This window comes from Microbacterium sp., from assembly GCF_031179285.1.
Taxonomy (GTDB): Bacteria; Actinomycetota; Actinomycetes; order Actinomycetales; family Microbacteriaceae; genus Microbacterium.
The window spans coordinates 17417-36226 of record NZ_JAPSHY010000004.1 but is presented as its reverse complement, the minus strand read 5'-3'; the positions used below and the strand labels follow the sequence as shown (position 1 = coordinate 36226).

General features: G+C 67.3%; 18 protein-coding genes and 2 tRNA genes. 6 read left to right on the top strand and 14 right to left on the bottom strand.

The annotated features are described in order from the left end of the window. Positions 1 to 26 precede the first annotated feature (26 nt). Both valS and RIN18_RS03570 read left to right on the top strand, forming a co-directional pair. Entirely contained in the window at positions 27 to 2642 is a 2616-nt protein-coding gene (valS, locus tag RIN18_RS03575) for a valine--tRNA ligase (protein ID WP_309102575.1), read from the top strand. Then, positions 2642 to 2857 (top strand): hypothetical protein, encoded by a 216-nt coding sequence (locus RIN18_RS03570; protein WP_309102574.1) that lies wholly within the window; start codon positions 2642 to 2644, stop codon positions 2855 to 2857. Before valS ends, RIN18_RS03570 begins: the two co-directional genes overlap by 1 nt. 14 nt (positions 2858 to 2871) lie before the next feature. Here RIN18_RS03570 and RIN18_RS03565 read toward each other — a convergent pair whose 3' ends face one another. Continuing rightward, the gene (locus RIN18_RS03565) at positions 2872 to 3090 is read right to left on the bottom strand and encodes a hypothetical protein (RefSeq protein WP_309102573.1); all 219 of its coding nucleotides are present in this window, start codon (positions 3088 to 3090) and stop codon (positions 2872 to 2874) included. Next, on the bottom strand, positions 3087 to 3725 hold the full coding sequence (locus RIN18_RS03560; protein ID WP_309102572.1) for a helix-turn-helix domain-containing protein: 639 nt from the start codon (positions 3723 to 3725) through the stop codon (positions 3087 to 3089). Before RIN18_RS03560 ends, RIN18_RS03565 begins: the two co-directional genes overlap by 4 nt. A 148-nt stretch (positions 3726 to 3873) precedes the next feature. On the opposite strand from RIN18_RS03560, the gene RIN18_RS03555 reads away from it, so the two are divergent. Beyond that, the gene (locus RIN18_RS03555; protein ID WP_309102571.1) at positions 3874 to 5925 is read left to right on the top strand and encodes a M3 family metallopeptidase; all 2052 of its coding nucleotides are present in this window, start codon (positions 3874 to 3876) and stop codon (positions 5923 to 5925) included. Then, the gene (locus RIN18_RS03550) at positions 5925 to 6572 is read left to right on the top strand and encodes a class I SAM-dependent methyltransferase (RefSeq protein WP_309102570.1); all 648 of its coding nucleotides are present in this window, start codon (positions 5925 to 5927) and stop codon (positions 6570 to 6572) included. The genes RIN18_RS03555 and RIN18_RS03550 overlap by 1 nt, the downstream gene beginning before the upstream one ends. 40 nt (positions 6573 to 6612) lie before the next feature. On the opposite strand, the gene RIN18_RS03545 is transcribed toward RIN18_RS03550, so the two are convergent. The 12 genes from RIN18_RS03545 to RIN18_RS03490 form a co-directional block, all read right to left on the bottom strand. After that, on the bottom strand, positions 6613 to 7149 hold the full coding sequence (locus tag RIN18_RS03545; RefSeq protein WP_309102569.1) for an NUDIX hydrolase: 537 nt from the start codon (positions 7147 to 7149) through the stop codon (positions 6613 to 6615). After that, positions 7146 to 8414, bottom strand: a complete 1269-nt coding sequence (clpX, locus tag RIN18_RS03540; RefSeq protein ID WP_309102568.1) for an ATP-dependent Clp protease ATP-binding subunit ClpX — start codon at positions 8412 to 8414, stop codon at positions 7146 to 7148. The genes RIN18_RS03545 and clpX overlap by 4 nt, the downstream gene beginning before the upstream one ends. Before the next feature lie 152 nt (positions 8415 to 8566). Then, a complete protein-coding gene (locus RIN18_RS03535; RefSeq protein WP_309102567.1) occupies positions 8567 to 9418 on the bottom strand; it encodes an aldehyde dehydrogenase family protein in 852 nt (283 codons plus the stop codon). Beyond that, positions 9415 to 10857, bottom strand: a complete 1443-nt coding sequence (locus RIN18_RS03530; protein ID WP_309102566.1) for an aldehyde dehydrogenase family protein — start codon at positions 10855 to 10857, stop codon at positions 9415 to 9417. The genes RIN18_RS03535 and RIN18_RS03530 overlap by 4 nt, the downstream gene beginning before the upstream one ends. Positions 10858 to 10865: 8 nt before the next feature. Beyond that, positions 10866 to 11867 (bottom strand): deoxyribose-phosphate aldolase, encoded by a 1002-nt coding sequence (deoC, locus tag RIN18_RS03525; protein ID WP_309102565.1) that lies wholly within the window; start codon positions 11865 to 11867, stop codon positions 10866 to 10868. Next, positions 11864 to 12799 carry a sugar-binding transcriptional regulator gene (locus tag RIN18_RS03520; protein WP_309102564.1) on the bottom strand — a complete coding sequence of 312 codons (936 nt, stop codon included), beginning with the start codon at positions 12797 to 12799 and terminating at the stop codon, positions 11864 to 11866. The genes deoC and RIN18_RS03520 overlap by 4 nt, the downstream gene beginning before the upstream one ends. 135 nt (positions 12800 to 12934) lie before the next feature. Further along, on the bottom strand, positions 12935 to 13672 hold the full coding sequence (locus RIN18_RS03515) for a 3-keto-5-aminohexanoate cleavage protein (RefSeq protein ID WP_309102563.1): 738 nt from the start codon (positions 13670 to 13672) through the stop codon (positions 12935 to 12937). An 81-nt stretch (positions 13673 to 13753) separates the two neighbouring features. Further along, positions 13754 to 14395 (bottom strand): ATP-dependent Clp protease proteolytic subunit, encoded by a 642-nt coding sequence (locus tag RIN18_RS03510; protein ID WP_309102562.1) that lies wholly within the window; start codon positions 14393 to 14395, stop codon positions 13754 to 13756. 20 nt (positions 14396 to 14415) lie between these two features. After that, positions 14416 to 15012 carry an ATP-dependent Clp protease proteolytic subunit gene (locus RIN18_RS03505; protein WP_309102561.1) on the bottom strand — a complete coding sequence of 199 codons (597 nt, stop codon included), beginning with the start codon at positions 15010 to 15012 and terminating at the stop codon, positions 14416 to 14418. An 82-nt stretch (positions 15013 to 15094) separates the two neighbouring features. Beyond that, complete coding sequence (locus RIN18_RS03500) at positions 15095 to 15577, bottom strand: tetratricopeptide repeat protein (protein ID WP_309102560.1); 483 nt, start codon at positions 15575 to 15577, stop codon at positions 15095 to 15097. A gap of 68 nt (positions 15578 to 15645) precedes the next feature. Further along, positions 15646 to 17088, bottom strand: coding sequence for a trigger factor (gene tig / locus RIN18_RS03495; RefSeq protein ID WP_309102559.1), 1443 nt, complete (start codon positions 17086 to 17088; stop codon positions 15646 to 15648). 63 nt (positions 17089 to 17151) lie between these two features. Beyond that, a tRNA-Pro gene (locus RIN18_RS03490) sits at positions 17152 to 17225 on the bottom strand. A 107-nt stretch (positions 17226 to 17332) separates the two neighbouring features. Here RIN18_RS03490 and RIN18_RS03485 point away from each other — a divergent pair. Beyond that, positions 17333 to 17403: transfer RNA gene (locus RIN18_RS03485), tRNA-Gly, on the top strand. Between the two features lie 96 nt (positions 17404 to 17499). Then, positions 17500 to 18741, top strand: coding sequence for a hypothetical protein (locus RIN18_RS03480; protein WP_309102558.1), 1242 nt, complete (start codon positions 17500 to 17502; stop codon positions 18739 to 18741). Positions 18742 to 18810 lie beyond the last annotated feature (69 nt).

Here is an 18810-nt window from a genome sequence, read left to right as displayed (position 1 = left end):
CGCATACATCGCTTGAGGAGACCTCCATGCCTGCTTCCGAACCGGCGCTCGGCCAGATTCCCGACAAGCCCGCACTCGAAGGCCTCGAAGCGAAGTGGGACTCCGCATGGTCGGAGCAGGGCACGTATCTGTTCGACCGCGTCCGCGCCGCCGCCGTGGGACGCGAGGGCGTCTACTCGATCGACACGCCGCCCCCGACGGCATCCGGAAGCCTGCACATCGGTCACGTCTTCTCCTACACCCACACCGATGTGAAGGCCCGCTTCGAGCGGATGCGCGGGAAGACGGTGTTCTACCCGATGGGGTGGGACGACAACGGCCTGCCGACCGAGCGCCGTGTGCAGAACTACTACGGCGTGCGCTGCGACCCCTCGCTGCCGTACGATACCGACTTCACTCCCCCGTTCGAAGGCGGCGACAACAAGTCCAGCCGAGCCGCCGACCAGGTGCCGATCAGCCGGCGCAACTTCATCGAACTGTGCGAGCGCCTGACCGTCGAAGACGAGAAGCAGTTCGAAGCGCTGTTCCGCCAGCTCGGGTTGAGCGTCGACTGGACCCAGACGTATCGCACGATCTCGGACGACGCGATCCGGCAGAGCCAGCTCGCCTTCCTGCGCAACATCGAGCGTGGTGAGGCGTACCAGGCATTGGCTCCGACGCTGTGGGACATCGACTTCCGCTCCGCGATCGCCCAGGCGGAGCTCGAGGACCGCGACCAGCAGGCGGCGTTCCACACCATCGCGTTCCCGTTCGCGGACGGCTCCGGTTCGATCGCCGTCGACACGACGCGGCCAGAGCTGCTGCCGGCCTGCATCGCGATCGTGACGCACCCGGACGGGCCTCACAAACACCTCATCGGCACGAAGGTGAAGACTCCGTTCTTCGGTGCCGAGATCGAGATCCACGGGCATCACCTCGCTCAGCCCGACAAGGGCACCGGTGCCGCCATGGTCTGCACCTTCGGCGACGTGACCGACATCATCTGGTGGCGGGAGCTGCGCACGGCCGGGGGCGAGCACCTGCCGAACATGACCACGATCGGTCTCGACGGCCGCTTTCTCCCGTCGGCACCGTCGTCCGTCGCCGATCAGGACGCCGCCTCCTGGTATGCCGACAACCTCGCGGGTAAGACGGTGTTCAGCGCGCGCAAGGCGATCGTGGAGAAGCTGCAGGAGACCGGCGACATGACCGCTGTCGGCAAGCCTTTCAACCATGCCGTGAAGTTCTTCGAGAAGGGCGACCGTCCGCTCGAGATCGTCTCCACCCGCCAGTGGTATATCCGCAACGGTGCGCGCGACGGGCACCTGCGCGACGAGCTCATCGGCCGCGGCAAGGAGCTGTCCTGGCACCCCGACTTCATGCGGGTTCGCTACGAGAACTGGGTGGGAGGTCTCACGGGCGACTGGCTGGTGTCGCGCCAGCGGTTCTTCGGCGTGCCGATCCCACTCTGGTACGCGCTGGATGAGAACGGCGACCGTGACTACGACCGCGTGCTCGTGCCCGACGCGGCAGCCCTTCCCATCGACCCGACCATCGATGCGCCGGCCGGCTACACCGAGGACCAGCGCGGGGCGCCCGGCGGGTTCGATGCCGAGGCCGACATCCTCGACACGTGGGCGACCTCTTCACTCACCCCTCAGCTCGCGGCCGGCTGGCAGCGCGACGAGGAACTGTGGAACCTCACCGCTCCCTTCGACCTGCGACCGCAGGGGCAGGACATCATCCGGACCTGGCTCTTCTCGACCATGCTCCGCTCGACTCTCGAAGACGGCCGTGCGCCGTGGCGCAATGCCGCAATCAGTGGCTTCATCGTCGACCCCGACCGCAAGAAGATGTCGAAGTCCAAGGGCAACGTGGTCACCCCCGCAGACATCCTCGCAAGTCACGGATCCGACGCCGTGCGCTATTGGGCTGCATCCAGCCGTCTCGGTATGGACGCCGCCTTCGACCCGCAGAATCCCACGCAGGTGAAGATCGGCCGCCGCCTTGCCATCAAGGTGCTCAACGCCGCCAAGTTCGTGCTGTCGTTCCCGGTTCCCGAAGGCGCTCAGGTCACGCACGCGCTGGATGCGTCGATGCTGACGGCGCTCGACGGCGTGATCCGCGACGCGACGAAGGCGTTCGAGAACTACGACCAGGCACGTGCGCTCGAAGTGACGGAGGCGTTCTTCTGGACTTTCTGCGACGACTACCTGGAGCTCGTGAAGGAGCGCGCATACAACCAGGCCGACGTCGGACAGGCCTCTGCGGCCCTCGCCCTGCGTCTGGCGTTGTCGTCGCTGCTGCGGCTGCTCGCACCGGTGCTGTCCTTCGCCACGGAGGAGGCGTGGTCGTGGTTCGAGGAGGGCTCGGTGCACACCGCCGCATGGCCGGATCCCCTGGGGATCGATGGTGACCCCGCCGTGCTGAGCGCCGCGAGCGAGGCGCTCATCGGCATCCGGAGGGCGAAGACGGAGGCGAAGGCTTCGCAGAAGACGCCGGTGTCCCGCGCGGCCATCGCCGCGCCGGCGGCGAAGCTCGATGCGCTGCGCGCCGCCGCCGACGACCTGCGGGCCGTCGGCCGGATCGTCGATCTGGAATTCACCGAGGCCGCGGACTTCGCCGTCACGGCGATCGAGCTCGCACCGGCGGAGGAGCCCTGATGCAACTCGGCACCCGATGGGCGACCGGCGCCGAACCACCCGCCTCCGTGCCTGCGCTCCTGCGCCCCGCCATCGCAGCGGTCGAGGCCAGAGGGCTCAGCGGACACTGGACACTGACGTGGCTCGAAGGCCGCGCGACAGCCGAACTCGACGCCGGATGGGAAGTGCTGCAGACCTCGTCGGGCGAGGTGGTGGCGCGCCCGTTCGAGGACTGAGCACTGTCGCCCGGTCAGCGCTCCGGCAGGCCCAGCTGCGCCAGCGCGTGATCGACAGCGTGCGGGTCGTGCCGGCTCGTCTGCTGTTGGCGGAGCAGGTCCAGGGCGATGAGGCGCCGTTCGGCTCGTCGCTCCACCCGCTGCTCGACGAAGGCGGTGAGCCGATGGGCCACGCGAAGGACGCCGAGCTCCACCGGGGTCGGCGCGGTGATGTGCACAGTGACGCTGGTCATGATTCCTCCGATTCCGTCGCGAGGGATTCGGACGATCCCTCCGCTGTCTTCGTCTTCGCGGTGCTCGGCAGGTCGAAGATCTCGGTTCGCAGCGAGATCCGACGCACGTCGGGCCCCGTCTGTCCCCGGAAACGGGCGATGGCGCTGTCGACGAGTGCGTTCAACTCCTCGCGCAGCTGCGCAACCTGCGTGGCGGTCATATCCAGGCTGGTGGTGATCACCAGTCCGGCGTCGCGCCACTCCTCCGGCTCATCGGCTTGGGAGCGATTGACGTACTCCATGAGCGTCTCGTGTCGCAGCCGGAAGAACTCGCTGGTGACGATCTGTGCGGCCGCGCGGTTCGATGGCGTCATCGTGTCGTCGGGACCGGGGAAGTCGATGCGTCCCTTCGGTCGCTCCCACCAGCGCTCCCGTGCCGTGCCGCGCCCCTCGACCTCACGAATGAGGTCGTGTGCCGCAAGTGCCCGGAGGTGATAGCTGGTGGATCCCGATGTCTCGCCGACCAGAGCCGCCAGCGAGCTCGCGGTCTGCGGTCCGCGCACGCTCAGCAGGTCGAAGATCCGTACCCGCAGAGGGTGGGCCAGCGCCTTCAGCGCGCTGGCATCCAGGGTGCGGATCTGCTCGTCGTTCGTCATGTACGCAACGATACCTTTGCAAACACTTCTTTGCAAGAGTTTCTTTGCAAGAGCTGCTTTGCAAGAGTTCTTCGCAAGGTGTGGTTCGGAGACGAGGCGCTGCGCTGGTCCCACTCGGCGGCGAACGGCGCACCCCTAGGCTCGAAGGATGACCGACGCCACGAATCCCCTGCTGCTGCCCTCACATCTCCCCCACGGCCTTCCGGACTACAGCGCAATCCGTCACGAGCATTACCTTCCCGCGTTCCGTATCGCGTTCGAAGAGCATCGACGCGAGATCGATCGGATTATCAAGGTCCGTTCGGTGCCGACTTTCGAGAACACAATCGAAGCGCTGGAACGGTCGGGAGAGCTGCTCGACCGCGTCGCTCATGTGTTCTACACCGTCAGTTCCGCCGATGCGACGCCGCAGATCCAGGAGGTCGACTCGGAACTGGCGCCCCTGATGGCAGCGCACCGGGATGCGATCACGCTGAACGGACAGCTGTACCGGCGAGTGCAGCAGGTCCACGCACAGTTGGACTCGCTGCCGCTCGACGCGGAGCAGCGGTATCTCGTCGAGCGCCACCATCGCGAGATGTCGCACGCCGGAGCGAGACTCGATGACGCCGCCAAGGCCCGTCTGACCGAACTGAATCAGCGACTGTCCACCCTCAGCAACCTCTTCGAGCGAAACCTCCTCGCAGACACGAACGAGCTCGCCGTGGTGTTCGACACCGCAGAAGAGCTCGACGGGCTCGCAGCCGGCGAGATCTCCGCGGCCGCGCGTGCCGCCGACGAGCGGGGGCTTGCGGGACGCTTCCTCGTACCCCTTCCGCTGTTCACCGGTCATCCGTACCTGGCTCAGCTGCGAGACCGTGGGTCGCGTCGCCGGATTCTCGACGCATCACGCGCTCGAGGATCGCGGGACAACGGCAACGACAACCGCCCGGTGCTCACCGAGATCGCGCGACTTCGCGCCGAGCGTGCGGCACTGCTCGGCTACGATTCGCACGCGGCGTACGTCACCGCGGATGAGACGGCAGGCAATCCGCTGGCCGTCGAGCGGATGCTGCGCGAGCTCGCCGTGCCGGCCGCGCGCAACGCCGCGGCAGAGAAGCAATCGCTGCAGGCGGTCGTCGATGAGACCGAGCCCGAACCGTTCGAGGTCGAGGCTCACGACTGGGCGTACTACACCGAGCTGGTCCGGTCCGCCCGCTACGCGATCGACACGAGCGCGCTTCGGCCATGGTTCGAGGCGGAGCGCGTGCTGCACGACGGCGTGTTCTACGCGGCGACGAGGCTGTACGGGGTGACCTTCACCGAACGCCGTGATCTGACCGCCTATCACCCGGGGGCACGTGTGTTCGAGGTCCACAACGAAGACGGCGCTGCCGTGGGTCTCTACGTGCTCGATCTCTATACCCGCGACACAAAGCGCGGCGGTGCGTGGATGAACTCCATCGTGAGCCAGTCCCGCCTTCGCGCGAGTGCTCCTGTCGTCGTGAACAACCTCAACGTCCCGCAGCCGGCCGACGGGGAGCCGACCCTGCTCACACTCGATGAGGTGACGACTCTGTTCCACGAGTTCGGTCACGCGCTGCACGGCCTGTTCGCAACCGTCACCTATCCGCACTTCGCCGGGACGAACGTGTTTCGCGATTTCGTCGAGTTCCCGAGCCAGGTCAACGAGATGTGGATCCTCTGGCCGGAGGTGCTCGACAACTACGCCAGGCACCACGAGACGGGCGAGAAGCTGGGTGCTGCGATCGTGGAGCGGCTGCGGGCGACGCAGACGTTCAATCAGGGGCACGCGACGAGCGAATACCTGGCTGCGGCCTGGCTCGATCAAGCATGGCACCGCCTTTCGGCATCCGACACGGTCGACGATGTCGCCGCTTTCGAAGCCGACGCGCTCGCTGACATCGGACTGGATGATCCCGCCGTTCCCACCCGCTACTCCTCGCCCTACTTCGCGCACGTGTTCTCCGGCGGCTACAGTGCCGGCTATTACTCGTACATCTGGAGCGAGGTCCTCGACGCCGACACCGTCGACTGGTTTCGGGAGAACGGTGGACTCAGGCGGGAGAACGGCGACCGCTTCCGCTCACGGTTGCTCGGCGTCGGCGGATCGAAGGATCCGCTCGCGGCCTATCGGGACTTCCGCGGGCGGGATGCCGAGATCGCACCGCTGCTCAAGCGCCGAGGCCTGGAAACCTGATGAGTGAGGACCTGCTGAAATCGATCCGAGAGGCTTTCGACGAACGCGCCGCGAACTATGACGAGAGCGCCATGCATCAGGCCCTCGCCGCGTCGGTCGCGGACTTCCTTGATCTGACCGGCGTGCAGACGGTTCTCGATGTCGGGACGGGCACCGGTCTCCTGCTCAGGTTCCTGGATCGACGCTCACCCGGGTTGGATCTGATCGGCGCCGACCTGTCGCCGGGCATGCTCGCTGTGGCATCCGAGAAGCTCACGAACGCCACCTGGATCGAGGCGGATGCCACGTCTCTTCCCCTCCCGGACGCGTCCATCGACCTCATCACCTGTGTCACGGCGCTCCACATGATTCCCGACATGGCGGCGACGATCAGGGAATGGCGCCGACTCCTTCGTCAGGAAGGTTGCCTGGTCACTGCGACGTTCCTCCGGGACCGGGGTCGCCCCGGTCCCGGATCGCCTCCCCCGTACCCGGTCGATCACGAGCGCTTCGATTCCGTCGAATCGCTGGCGGCGACGGTCGCGCCGTTCGGGTTCGGACTCAGCCGCCACGAGGAATGGCGCCACCGCGAGGAAGCCGTGCTGATCGCCGAACTCACTCCCCGTGCGCCCCTGGAAGCCCAGGCGGCACGGCAGCGTCCATCGTGATGACCGAGGGGCTGGTCGTTGCGCCCTCAGGGCGCCACCGTCAGCGCCCCAGCCACTCCATGGCCTTGTACCAGGTGAGCTGGTGGTAGCTCTGCCCGAGGTGATCGCCCAGCCCGTCGGGCGACAGGACGTGCACGGAGATCGACTCGTTCTCGTCCGGCGAGGGCTCGGCCACTCGCGAACACCCTCGCGCGAGGAAGTGGTGGACGCGGTTCGTATGAGTGCCGAAGTTCGCCCAGGTGGCGCCGAGATCGATCATCTCGGAGGCTTCGTATCCGGTCTCTTCGAGGAGTTCTCTGGCTGCGGCATCCACCGCTGACTCCCCCGTCTCGACTCCGCCGCCGATCGTGCCCACCGCGACGACTCCAGCTCCGTGCCGATACTCCTCGACGACGATCGCGTTGTCGTTGCGGTCGAGCGCGAGCACCGAGACCCAGTCGCTGTACTCCAGCACGTAGTAGGGCGCGATCGTGCGACCACTCGAGTCCGCGCACTGATCCGCCCGCAGCTGGATCCAGCGATCGGTGACGACGGTCTCGCTCGAGAGGATCGTCCAGGGCGAGGGGCGCGTTCTCACGCGCTCTTGCGCTTGCGCTCCATGATGATCGTGGGCGGTGCACCTTCGTCGACCGCGGCGCGGGTGACGATGACCTTGGCGACGTCGTCTGCCGAGGGGATCTCGAACATGATCGGGCCCAGCACGTCTTCGAGGATGGCGCGGAGGCCGCGCGCTCCGGTCTTGCGCTCGACCGCGAGATCGGCGATCGACCGCAGCGCCTCTTCGTCGAACTCGAGCTGAACGCCGTCGAGCTCGAACATGCGCTGGTACTGCTTGACGAGGGCGTTGCGGGGACCCGTGAGGATCTCCATCAGCGCGGCCTGATCCAGCGGCGAGACGTTCGTGACGACCGGAAGGCGGCCGATGAATTCGGGGATGAGCCCGAACTTGTGCAGGTCTTCCGGGAGCACCTCGCTGAAGAGGTCGAGATCCTTCGTCTTGTCGTGAAGCGGAGCCCCGAAGCCGATGCCGTGCTTGCCGACCCGCGAGGAGACGATGTCTTCGAGTCCGGCGAACGCGCCGGCCACGATGAACAGCACGTTCGTCGTGTCGATCTGCAGGAACTCCTGGTGCGGGTGCTTGCGACCGCCCTGAGGGGGAACCGACGCGACGGTGCCCTCGATGATCTTCAGCAGCGCCTGCTGCACGCCCTCGCCCGAGACGTCCCGGGTGATGGAGGGGTTCTCCGCCTTACGGGCGATCTTGTCGACCTCGTCGATGTAGATGATGCCCTGCTCGGCGCGCTTGACGTCGTAGTCGGCAGCCTGGATGAGCTTGAGGAGGATGTTCTCGACGTCTTCGCCGACGTAGCCGGCCTCGGTGAGGGCGGTGGCGTCAGCGACCGCGAACGGAACGTTCAGGCGCTTCGCGAGGGTCTGCGCGAGATAGGTCTTGCCGCAACCGGTTGGGCCGATGAGCAGGATGTTGCTCTTCGCGATCTCGACCTCTTCGGCCTTCTGCTCGGCCGTCTGGAGAGTTCCGTGCGCGCGCACGCGCTTGTAGTGGTTGTAGACCGCTACGGCGAGAGCGCGCTTCGCCGGCTCCTGGCCGACGACGTACTCCTCGAGGAATGAGAAGATCTCGCGCGGCTTCGGCAGCTCGAATTCGGTCGCCCCTTCGGCGGAGGACTCCGCCATCCGCTCCTCGATGATCTCGTTGCACAGTTCGACGCACTCGTCGCAGATGTACACTCCGGGTCCAGCGATGAGCTGCTGCACCTGCTTTTGGCTCTTTCCGCAGAACGAGCATTTGAACAGGTCAGCGCTTTCACCGATGCGGGCCATGCGCGTCCTCCTAGCGGGGATCCAGAGATCGTCATCTGAGCCTAACCGCTGCATCCGACACCGGGACGCATTGGCGCGGACTCGATTCGGGCCATGAGAGCGACGGGCCCGGCCCGCGATGTGCAGACCGGGCCCGTCGGATCGGAATCCGGTCAGAGCACGCTCTTGGTGTGCCAGACCGTCTTCACCTCGGTGAAGGCATTGATCCGTTCCGGCGAGGCGATGACCTCGCCCGGTGCGAGCACGCGTTTCAGCGTGTCAGCCGCGGCGACCTGAAGGTCGATCCAATCGAGCTCGCCCGCCCCCGCCAGGTCGAGGGCGTTGACGTCCTGGTGCGAGGCGAGCCACGGCGCGATCTCGGCCGGCGACCCCGTCAGCACGTTGACCACTCCCCCGGGCAGGTCGCTCGTGGCCAGCACCTCAGCCAAGCTGATCGCAGACAGCGGATGCCGCTCGCTGGCCACCACGACGACGGTGTTGCCGGGGACCAGCGCCGGAGCGACGACCGAGACCAGTCCGAGCAGCGCCGAATCCTGCGGGGCGATGATCGCCACGACGCCGGTCGGTTCGGGGACGGAGATGTTGAAGTAGGGACCGGCGACGGGGTTCGCGTTGCCGGCGACCTGCGCGTACTTGTCGCACCAGCCCGCGTACCAGACCCACAGGTCGATCGCGGCGTCGACCTGTGCTTGCGCTGCACCCGTCGAGCCGCCCTCCTGTGCGACGATCTCGTCGATGAACTGCGCACGGCGCCCCTCGAGCACCTCGGCGACGCGGTAGAGCACCTGTCCTCGGTTGTATGCGGTCGCACCCGACCACCCCTTGACGGCCGCGCGGGCAGCCACCACGGCGTCCCTCGCATCCTTGCGCGAACCCTTCGCAGCGTTCGCGAGGAACGCGCCCTTCGGGGAGACGACCTCGTACGTGCGGCCGGACTCGCTCCTCGGAAACGCGCCCCCGATGGCGAGCTTGTAGGTCTTCGGCACAGCCAGTCGCCTGCTCATGCTGCGGCTCCCTTCAGGTACGCGGTCAGTCCCTGCCGGCCGCCCTCGCGGCCGTACCCGGATTCCTTGTATCCGCCGAACGGGCTCGACGGGTCGAAACGGTTGAAGGTGTTCGCCCACACCACTCCGGCACGCAGCCGATCGGCGACGGCGAGGATGCGCGAGCCCTTGTCCGACCAGATGCCGGCGGAGAGACCGTACGGGGTGTTATTCGCCTTCGCGATGGCTTCGGCGGGCGTGCGGAACGTGAGCACCGACAGCACGGGTCCGAAGACCTCGTCCCGGGCGATGCGGTGCGAGGCCTCGACGCCCGTGAAGATGGTCGGAGCGAACCAGAAGCCCTTCTCGGGGATGACGCAGTCGGCCGTCCAGCGCTCCGCCCCCTCGGCCTCGCCGATGTCGCTCAGCTCACGGATGCGCGCGAGTTGAGTGGCGGAGTTGATCGCGCCGATGTCGGTGTTCTTGTCGAGCGGATCGCCGAGCCGCAGCGTCGACAGCCGGTTCTTCAGGCGGTCGATCACCTCGTCGTGGATCGATTCCTGCACCAGCAGCCGGCTGCCGGCGCAGCAGACGTGGCCCTGGTTGAAGAAGATGCCGTTGACGATGCCCTCGACGGCCTGGTCGACGGGAGCGTCATCGAAGACGATGTTCGCCGCCTTCCCGCCCAGTTCGAGGGTCAGCTTCTTCGGCGTGCCGGCGACCGCGCGAGCGATGTCGCGCCCCACGCCGGTGGATCCGGTGAAGGCGACCTTGTCGACATCGGGATGACGGACCAGTGCCGCTCCGGTCGAGCCTGCGCCGGTGACGATGTTCACCACGCCGGCCGGGAGATCGGCCTGCTGCAGGATCTCGGCGAAGATGAGAGCGGTGAGCGGGGTGGTCTCCGCGGGCTTCAGCACGACGGTGTTGCCGGCGGCGAGAGCCGGCGCAAGTTTCCACGCCAGCATCAGCAGCGGGAAGTTCCACGGGATGACCTGACCTGCCACACCGAGCGATTGCGGATTGGCACCGAGACCGGCGTAGTCCAGCTTGTCAGCCCACCCGGCGTAGTAGAAGAACCACGCCGCGACGAGCGGAACGTCGACGTCGCGGCTCTCCTTGATCGGCTTGCCGTTGTCGAGGCTTTCTGCGACGGCGAGTTCACGCGCGCGTTCCTGAACGAGGCGCGCGATGCGGAAGAGATACTTGCCCCGATCCCGTCCGCTCATCCGCGACCACGTCTTCTCGTATGCCCGGCGCGCCGCGGCGACCGCTCGATCGACATCCTCATCGCTCGCCGACGCGATCTCGGCGATGCGCGTTTCGTCTGCGGGAGAGATGGTGGCGAAGCTGTCGCCGGAGCCGTCGACGAACTCGCCGCCGATGAAGAGCCCGTAGCTGTCCTTGAGGTTCAGCAGCGCCTTCGATTCCGGCGCAGGAGCGTATTCCAGGAATGACATGAGAGGTCCTAGTCGATCGTGACGTAGTCGGGGCCGGAGTAGTGGCCGGTGGTGAGCTTCTGACGCTGCAGCAGCACGTCGTTGAGCAGGCTCGACGCTCCGAAGCGGAACAGGTGCGGCTCGAGCCATTCCTCGCCGACCGTCTCGGCGACCGTGACGAGGTACTTGATCGCATCCTTGGACGAGCGGATGCCGCCGGCGGGCTTCACGCCGATCTTCTCACCCGTCGCCTGATGCCAGTCGCGCACCGTCTCCAGCATGAGCAGCGTGGTCGGCAGGGTGGCCGCGGGCTGCACCTTCCCCGTCGACGTCTTGATGAAGTCGCCGCCGGCGAGGATTCCGAGCCAGGATGCGCGTTTGATGTTGTCGTAGGTGTTCAGCTCGCCGGTCTCGAGGATGACCTTCAGCGAGGCGTAGCTGCCGTCCGCGCGCCGACAGGCCTCCTTGACGCGCGAGATCTGATCGAACACCAGACCGTACCGGCCGGAGAGGAAGGCCCCCCGGTCGATCACCATGTCGATCTCGTCCGCGCCGGCGGCGACGGCCTCCGCCGTGTCGGCGAGTTTGATGTCTACCGAGGCGCGGCCGCTCGGGAAGGCGGTGGCGACGGCGGCGACCGAGATGAGCCCGTCGTCCGGATCGCCGTGCCGGTCGCCCAGGGCAGCGACCGCATCGCCGACCATGTCGCCGTAGACGCAGACCGCCGCCACCTTCGGACACGTCGGATCCGCAGCATCCGGATTCTTCGCCTTCGCCACGAGCGAGCGCACCTTGCCGGGTGTGTCCGCTCCCTCGAGCGTGGTGAGGTCGATCAGCCGGATGATCGTGTCCAGGGCCCAGGCCTTGGACGTCGTCTTGATCGAGCGCGTACCGAGTCCGGCTGCGCGCTGCTCCAGTCCCACCGCGTCGACGCCCGGGAGTCCGTGCAGGAACCGGCGCAGCGTCAAGTCGTCGGGCTCACCGCCCAGCACATCCACCGCGGATCGGCGGCTCAATTCCTTGGTCGTCACTGTTCCTCCAACAATGCTCGGGCTGTGGTCTCATCGGTCACCAGCACGCTGCACAGGCCGCAGGTCACGACTGTACGCGCGATGTCGTGCTTGGCAGCGCCCGCCGTGACGAAGATCGCGTGCGACGCGGTTCGCAGCCGCTCGAGTCTCACACCGACGGTGCGGGCGTCAAGTTGCGGGTCGACGACGTTCCCTTCGGCGTCGATGTAACGGCCCAGAACGTCGCCGACGGCGCCGCGGCGGGCGAGCTCCTCGACCTCAGCGGCCGTCAGGTAGCCATTCTCGACGTGTGCTGACGTGCCGTCGGCGGGGCCGGCGGAGAAGAGGTATGCCTGCGCGTCGGCGGCCTGCTCCAGGATGGCCGCGACAGTGCGGTCGGCCTCGATCGCCTTCTTCGTCTCCACGCGTTCCAGGATCGCGGGGCTCGGGAGCAGAGCGACGTGGCCGGCGGCCCGCTGTGCGATCGTCGCCGCCAGGCTGGCGGCTCCTCCAGAGCGGCGATTGAGGCTCACTCCGCCGTTGAGCTGCACGACGGTGACGCCGTTCGCCCAACCGTCGGGGAGCGCCTCGGCCACGGCGGTCAACGTGCGTCCCCAGCTGACCGCGAGGGTGCGCGGTACGGGCCGAAGTGCCGTGAGGTGGTCGGCCGCAGCCTGGGCGACGCGCTCCAGCCGACTGCGCTCATCGTCTGGTGTGGGCACGACGACGGCGTCGGACAGACCGTACCGCTCCGAGAGCGCTCGCTCCAGTCCGAGCCGGCGGGCTCGTGGGTGCACGATCTCGATGCGCACGATGCCTCGGTCCCGCGCCTGCGTGAGCAGACGCCCCACCTTCCATCGGGAGATGCCGAGGAGTGCGCCGATCTCGTCCTGCGTCTTGTTCTCGTCGTAGGTCAGCTCGGCGACCCGGACCATCAGCAGTTCATCGTCCACGGCATCCTCCTCTCTGTTCGAGGGTACGCCGCAGGTCAACTCCTGCGCATGTGGATGCGCAGATGAGCAGAGCGGACGCGGTGCGCGCACGGATGCGCGGGTATGCGCCCGTTGCACGCGAGACCTGCGACGACGTCACCGGGAGCGGGTCACGGATCCCGCACGGCCGAGCGCGGCCGTCACCAGCGCCGGATTGCCCGAAGCCCGCGAGCCGTCCGGGAGGACGAGAGTGTCCTCGAGACCGATCCGGGTCTCGAGACCGAGGTCGATCGCGAGGTCGAGTGCCGGCCAGGCGGAACGCTCCTCGCCGTGCAGCAGGATCGCCGCCTGCGGGGCCGCCTCGCTCGCGACGGCGATCAGCTCGAATGCCGCCCGCCCCACCTCGTCACGGTCGACATCGGGCAGCTCCACGAGGATTCGAAAGCATGCTCCGCGCGACGGTGACGACGCGAACCGGCGAGCCGCCTGAGCGTTCCAGAGTCCCGCCTCGACATCGACGCCGTGGGCGAGAAGAAGGTGCGCGACCTCTTCGGCGCCCTCTTCATGCCAGTTGACGGATGCGAAATCGGGGAGGACAAGCCATTCCGCCACCCACTCGGAGCGGGTGGCGGCGTCGGGGGCGCCCCACTCCCCCGTCGTCACCCCGACCGGGACGCCGGGGCAGAGGTCACGGAGCGCCGAGACCCATGTTCCGACATCGCGAGGGCGCAGGCTGTCGGCACCGCGATCGTCCTTGGGGTGCACGTGCAGTGATCGCGCCCCCGCCGACACGGCACCGATGGCCTCCTCCGCGAGTACCGCGTCGACCATGATCGCGAGTCGTCCGTGCTCGAAGCGGCCCCGCGCACCGTTCAGACAGGCCTGCAGTCGCATGCGACCAGGCTAGCTCGGTCAGAGAGCCGGGCATGCAGAAGGGGCGGCAGTCGGCGACTGCCGCCCCTTTCTGACCGGATGCTACGGGCGCTTGCGCGTCGTGAGCACCTGGTCGACGATGCCGTACTCGAGCGCCTGCGCGGCCGAGAGGATGTTGTCGCGGTCGATGTCGCGGTTGACCTGCTCGACGGGGCGGTTCGTGTGCGATGCCAGCGTCTCTTCGAGCCAGGTACGCATCCGCAGGATCTCCGCCGCCTGGATCTCGATGTCGGACGCCTGTCCCTGACCCGCCTCGCCCATCGCGGGCTGGTGGATCAGCACCCGGGCGTTCGGCAGTGCGAGGCGCTTACCGGGAGCGCCCGCCGCCAGCAGCACGGCGGCAGCGGATGCGGCCTGACCGAGCACGACGGTCTGGATCTGCGGTGCGACGTACTGCATCGTGTCGTAGATCGCCGTCATCGCCGTGAAGGAACCACCGGGCGAGTTGATGTACATCGTGATGTCGCGCTCGGCGTCCTGACTCTCGAGGACGAGGAGCTGGGCCATGACGTCATCGGCGGAGGCGTCGTCGACCTGCACGCCCAGGAAGATCACACGATCTTCGAAGAGCTTGTTGTACGGGTCCTGGCGCTTGAAGCCGTATGCGGTGCGCTCTTCGAACTGCGGGAGCACGTAGCGGCTGGACGGCAGGTTTCCGGCGGATTGGAAAGTGGGAGTGTACATAGAGGTCCTTTCGAATCCGGTCATTCTGCGGAATCCGCAGTGCCGCCGCCGCCGGTCACGTCGCTGGCGTGCTCGCGGATGTGGTCGACGAAGCCGTACTCGAGCGCCTCGTCGGCGGTGAACCAGCGGTCGCGGTCACCGTCGGCGTTGATCTGCTCGACCGACTTGCCCGTCTGGGCTGCGGTGATCTCGGCGAGGCGCTTCTTCATCGAGAGGATGAGCTGCGCCTGCGTCTGGATGTCGCTCGCCGTGCCGCCGAAACCGCCGTGCGGCTGGTGCAGGAGCACCCGAGCATTCGGGGTGATGTAGCGCTTGCCCTTGGTGCCGCTGGTGAGCAGGAGCTGCCCCATCGATGCGGCCATGCCGATGCCCACGGTGACGATGTCGTTCGGGACGAACTGCATCGTGTCGTAGATCGCCATGCCTGCGGTGATGGAGCCACCGGGCGAGTTGATGTAGAGGTAGATGTCCTTCTCTGAGTCTTCTGCGGCGAGAAGAAGGATCTTCGCGCAGATCTCGTTGGCGTTCTCGTCACGCACCTCTGAGCCAAGCCAGATGATGCGATCCTTCAGCAGCCTGTCGAAGACGCTCGTCGCGACGAGGGGTTCTGCAGCCATGTCAGCTCCTGTTTCCGTGTTTCGGTGATTTCGAATCTACCGGCGTCAACGCGGCGCCCCGGCCGTGTTCGCCGTCGGCATATCAGCGTGGCGGAGCGGTGAGTTCCCGGGCGTACGCGGCGACCGACCGCGTGTAACGCGGCAGGTGCGGTGCCAGAGCTTCGAGTGCGATGGCGGCGCCTGCGCGGGCGTCGCCCTGTGACACCAGCGTCAGTGCGTAGAAGGCGGATGCGGCATCGCTCAGGGCGCCGCCGCGTTCGCGCTCCGCCTTCAGCAACTCCGCGCTCTCGCCGAAGTGTCCGAGGTTGCGCAGCGTGCTGGCCAGCTGAATCGTGGCCTGTGCCCGACGGTCCTCGTCGAGCCCGGCTGCCAGCGCCTCGCGGTAGAGGGGCTCAGCCTGCGCCTCGAGTCCGGCGGTGTCCCTGGCGCCGGCGCGTTCGAAGAGGGCGAGCGGGTCATCCGGGTCGCGCTCCGATGCGATGGCATCGATCGCATCGATGCGATCGGCATCGGTGAGCGCGTCGTCCGCCCAGACTGCGTCGATCCGCTGCTGCCAGTCGGTCATATTCTCCTCCTCAGACGCGAGAAGGCGGATGCCGCAGCATCCGCCTTCTCGTCGACCATCTGCTGTGATCACTCGGCCTTGTCGGCAGCCTTCTTGGCCGGAGCCTTCTTGGCGGCAGCCTTCTTGGCCGGCTTCTCGTAAGCGGAGTCGTCAGCCTTCTTCGCGGCGGCAGCCTTCTTCGCCGGTGCCTTCTTCGCCGGCTTCTCCTCAGACGCGGCCTCGTCAGCCTCGTCGTCGACGACGATGAAGTCCGAGAGGTCCACGGTCTTGCCGTTGGTGTCGATGACGGTGACCTTGCCGAGGGCGATCGCGATCGCCTTGTTGCGAGCGACCTCCCCGACGAGCGCGGGAAGCTGGTTCGAGGACTGCAGCGCCTCGACGAACTCCTGCGGTGCCATGCCGTACTGGGCGGCGGACTGGATGAGGTACTGGCTCAGCTCCTCCTGCGAGACCTGCACATCCGCCTGCTCGGCGATGGTGTCGAGGAGGACCTGTGTGCGGAACTGCTTCTCGCTCGCCTCTGTCACCTCGGCGCGATGCTCGTCGTCCTCGAGGCGGCCTTCACCCTCGAGGTGGCTGTGCACCTCGTCCTCGATGAGCTTCGGCGGCACCGGGATGTCGATCTGCTCGAGCAGCGTCTCGACGAGCTTGTCGCGCGCGGCCGAACCCTGCGCGAACACGCCCTGCTGAGCGACCCGCTCGGCAAGGCTCTCGCGAAGCTCGCCGATGGTGTCGAACTCGCTCGCGATCTGAGCGAAGTCGTCATCCGCTTCCGGGAGCTCGCGCTCCTTGACCGCCTTGACGGTCACCGAGACCTCGGCCTCGGAACCGGCGTGGTCACCGCCGACGAGCGACGAACGGAAGGTGGTGTCCTCACCGGCGGTGAGCGACTCGATCGCGTCGTCGATGCCCTCGAGCAGCTCGCCGGAGCCGACCTCGTACGAGACGCCCTCGGCGCGATCGATCTCGGCACCGTCGATGGTCGCGACGAGGTCGAGCTCGACGAAGTCACCCTTCGCGGCGGGGCGATCGACCGGCACGAGTGTGCCGAAGCGAGCGCGCAGGCGGTCGAGCTCCTCGTCGAGGGCCGACTCGTCGGTCTCGACGGCATCGACCGTCACGGTGATGCCGTCGAGCGGCGGGATCTCGATGTCGGGGCGGACATCCACCTCGATGTCGACGAGCAGGTCGCCGGAGAAGTCCTTCTCGTTCGGCCACTCGACGATCTCGGCCGCGGGACGACCCACGACGCGGAGCTTGTGCTCGGCAGTGGCAGCACGGAAGAACTGGTCGAGTCCTTCGTTCACAGCGTGCTCGATGACGGCGCCCCGTCCGATGCGCTGATCGATGATGGGCGCCGGAACCTTGCCCTTGCGGAAGCCGGGGATCTGGACGTCCTGCGCGATGTGCTCGTAGGCGTGCGCGATGCTGGGCTTGAGGTCGTCCGGGGTGACCGTGATGCTGAGCTTGACCCGGGTCGGGGTCAGCTTCTCGACGGTGCTGTTGGCCATGCTTGTGTGCTCTCCTTGTGATTCCCGCGCTGAATCGCGGCTGTGAAGGCTATGGGTGCCGTGTCGGGGCGACAGGAGTTGAACCTGCGACCTCCCGCTCCCAAAGCGGGCGCTCTACCAAGCTGAGCTACGCCCCGGGGAATCCGCACGCAGATTCAGCCCCATGAAGTCTAACGGACGAGAACCACCTCGACAGTCCGCTATGATCGAACGGTCGGTCCTGATCCTGTCGAAGGACCGATTCGGGGATGTAGCTCAATGGTAGAGCCTCAGTCTTCCAAACTGATGGTGCGGGTTCGATTCCCGTCATCCCCTCCGCCGCGAAGGCCCCCGCCGAAAGGTTGGGGGCCTTCGGTCTTCCCTGACTAGAATCGCAGCAACCGCGCGGCAGTGCGGCGACAGGGGGATTCCGTGACCGACTCGACTTCGCTCGGTGGGCAGCAAGTGCCGGCCGCGGCGCGCGCGGGTTTCGAACCGGTCCCTGGCGGACACGTGGTTCCTGCCCGTCTCTCGGGCGGCGCGCCGTCCGCCGTCAGGGCGCGGAAGAAGCACACCGGTGCGATCCTCGGCTCCCTCGGTGCCGTTGTCGCCGCGGCGGCCATCATCGTCGTGCAGCTGATCGCCAACGTCGGCTACGACGACGCCGAAACGGCCTACGCGGACTCGGCCGCCACCGCCGCGACGCTGCGCTCCGACCTGAGCGCCGAACTCGACGCGCTGCGTTCGACCACGGAGAGCGCGACCCTGGTGATCCAGAGCGACTCCGGTCTGCTGTTGGACGCCGGCTCGCGGGATGCACTCGCTGCCGCGGCGGCGGAGAGCGAGACGACGGCATCCGAAGCCGACGAACTCGTCAGCGTCACCCTCCCGGGCGCGGGCGAGAAGCCGTTCTGGTTCTGGCAGCTGTTCGGCGCGGCTCAGCAGCTCGACGGCTACCGAGCGGATGCCGAGGAACACGCTGAGGACCTTCAGGACGGCACCGACGGGGTGGCTGCCGAGGCATCGGAGCTCACCGATGCCGGAGTGGCGGCACTCACCGCCGCCGCGGGCGCCGCCGCCCCGTTCGAGGCGGCGCATATCAATGCCAGGAACCTCGACGTGATCGCCCTCCGAGACACCGCCGAGGAAGCAGCGGCGACGACCGCTCTCGACGCCTATGCCGTCGACGTCTTCTCCTCTCTGAACGCCGCCGCCACGCAGGTCATCGCCTCTGAGCAGGCCGAACTCGCCGAGAAGGCCGGACCGCTGCAGGGCGCGCGGCTGGAGGTCGAGGCGTTCGCCCGCTCACTGGCCCCCGGTGTGCTCCTCGACTTCGACTGGGCGCCGCTGGTCAACGGCTTCGGCTACGACGGCGGGATGGGCGGCTACGCGACCTGGTGGTACGGCGATCCGGGATATGCCACGATCCAACTGTCGAACTCCGTCGCCGAGCAGTGGCCGGCCGCACGCAGCCAGGCGCTGGTCGCGCATGAGGTCGGGCACGCCATCAGCGTCAGGTGCGCCGACATGTACGACTCCTCCACGCAGGACAGCATCGAGAACTGGGCGACCGCGTGGGCCATCAGCATGGGATTCACGGATGACGCCAATGGCGTCTGGGCGTACGGCTATCCCCCGCAGTCGTACATCGATGCCGCCGCCGCCTGCCGCTGACACCCGCGTTGCCCCGGCGAAAGCAGAAACCGCCACGAGTGAGTCGTGGCGGTTTCCTGAGTCAGAGTC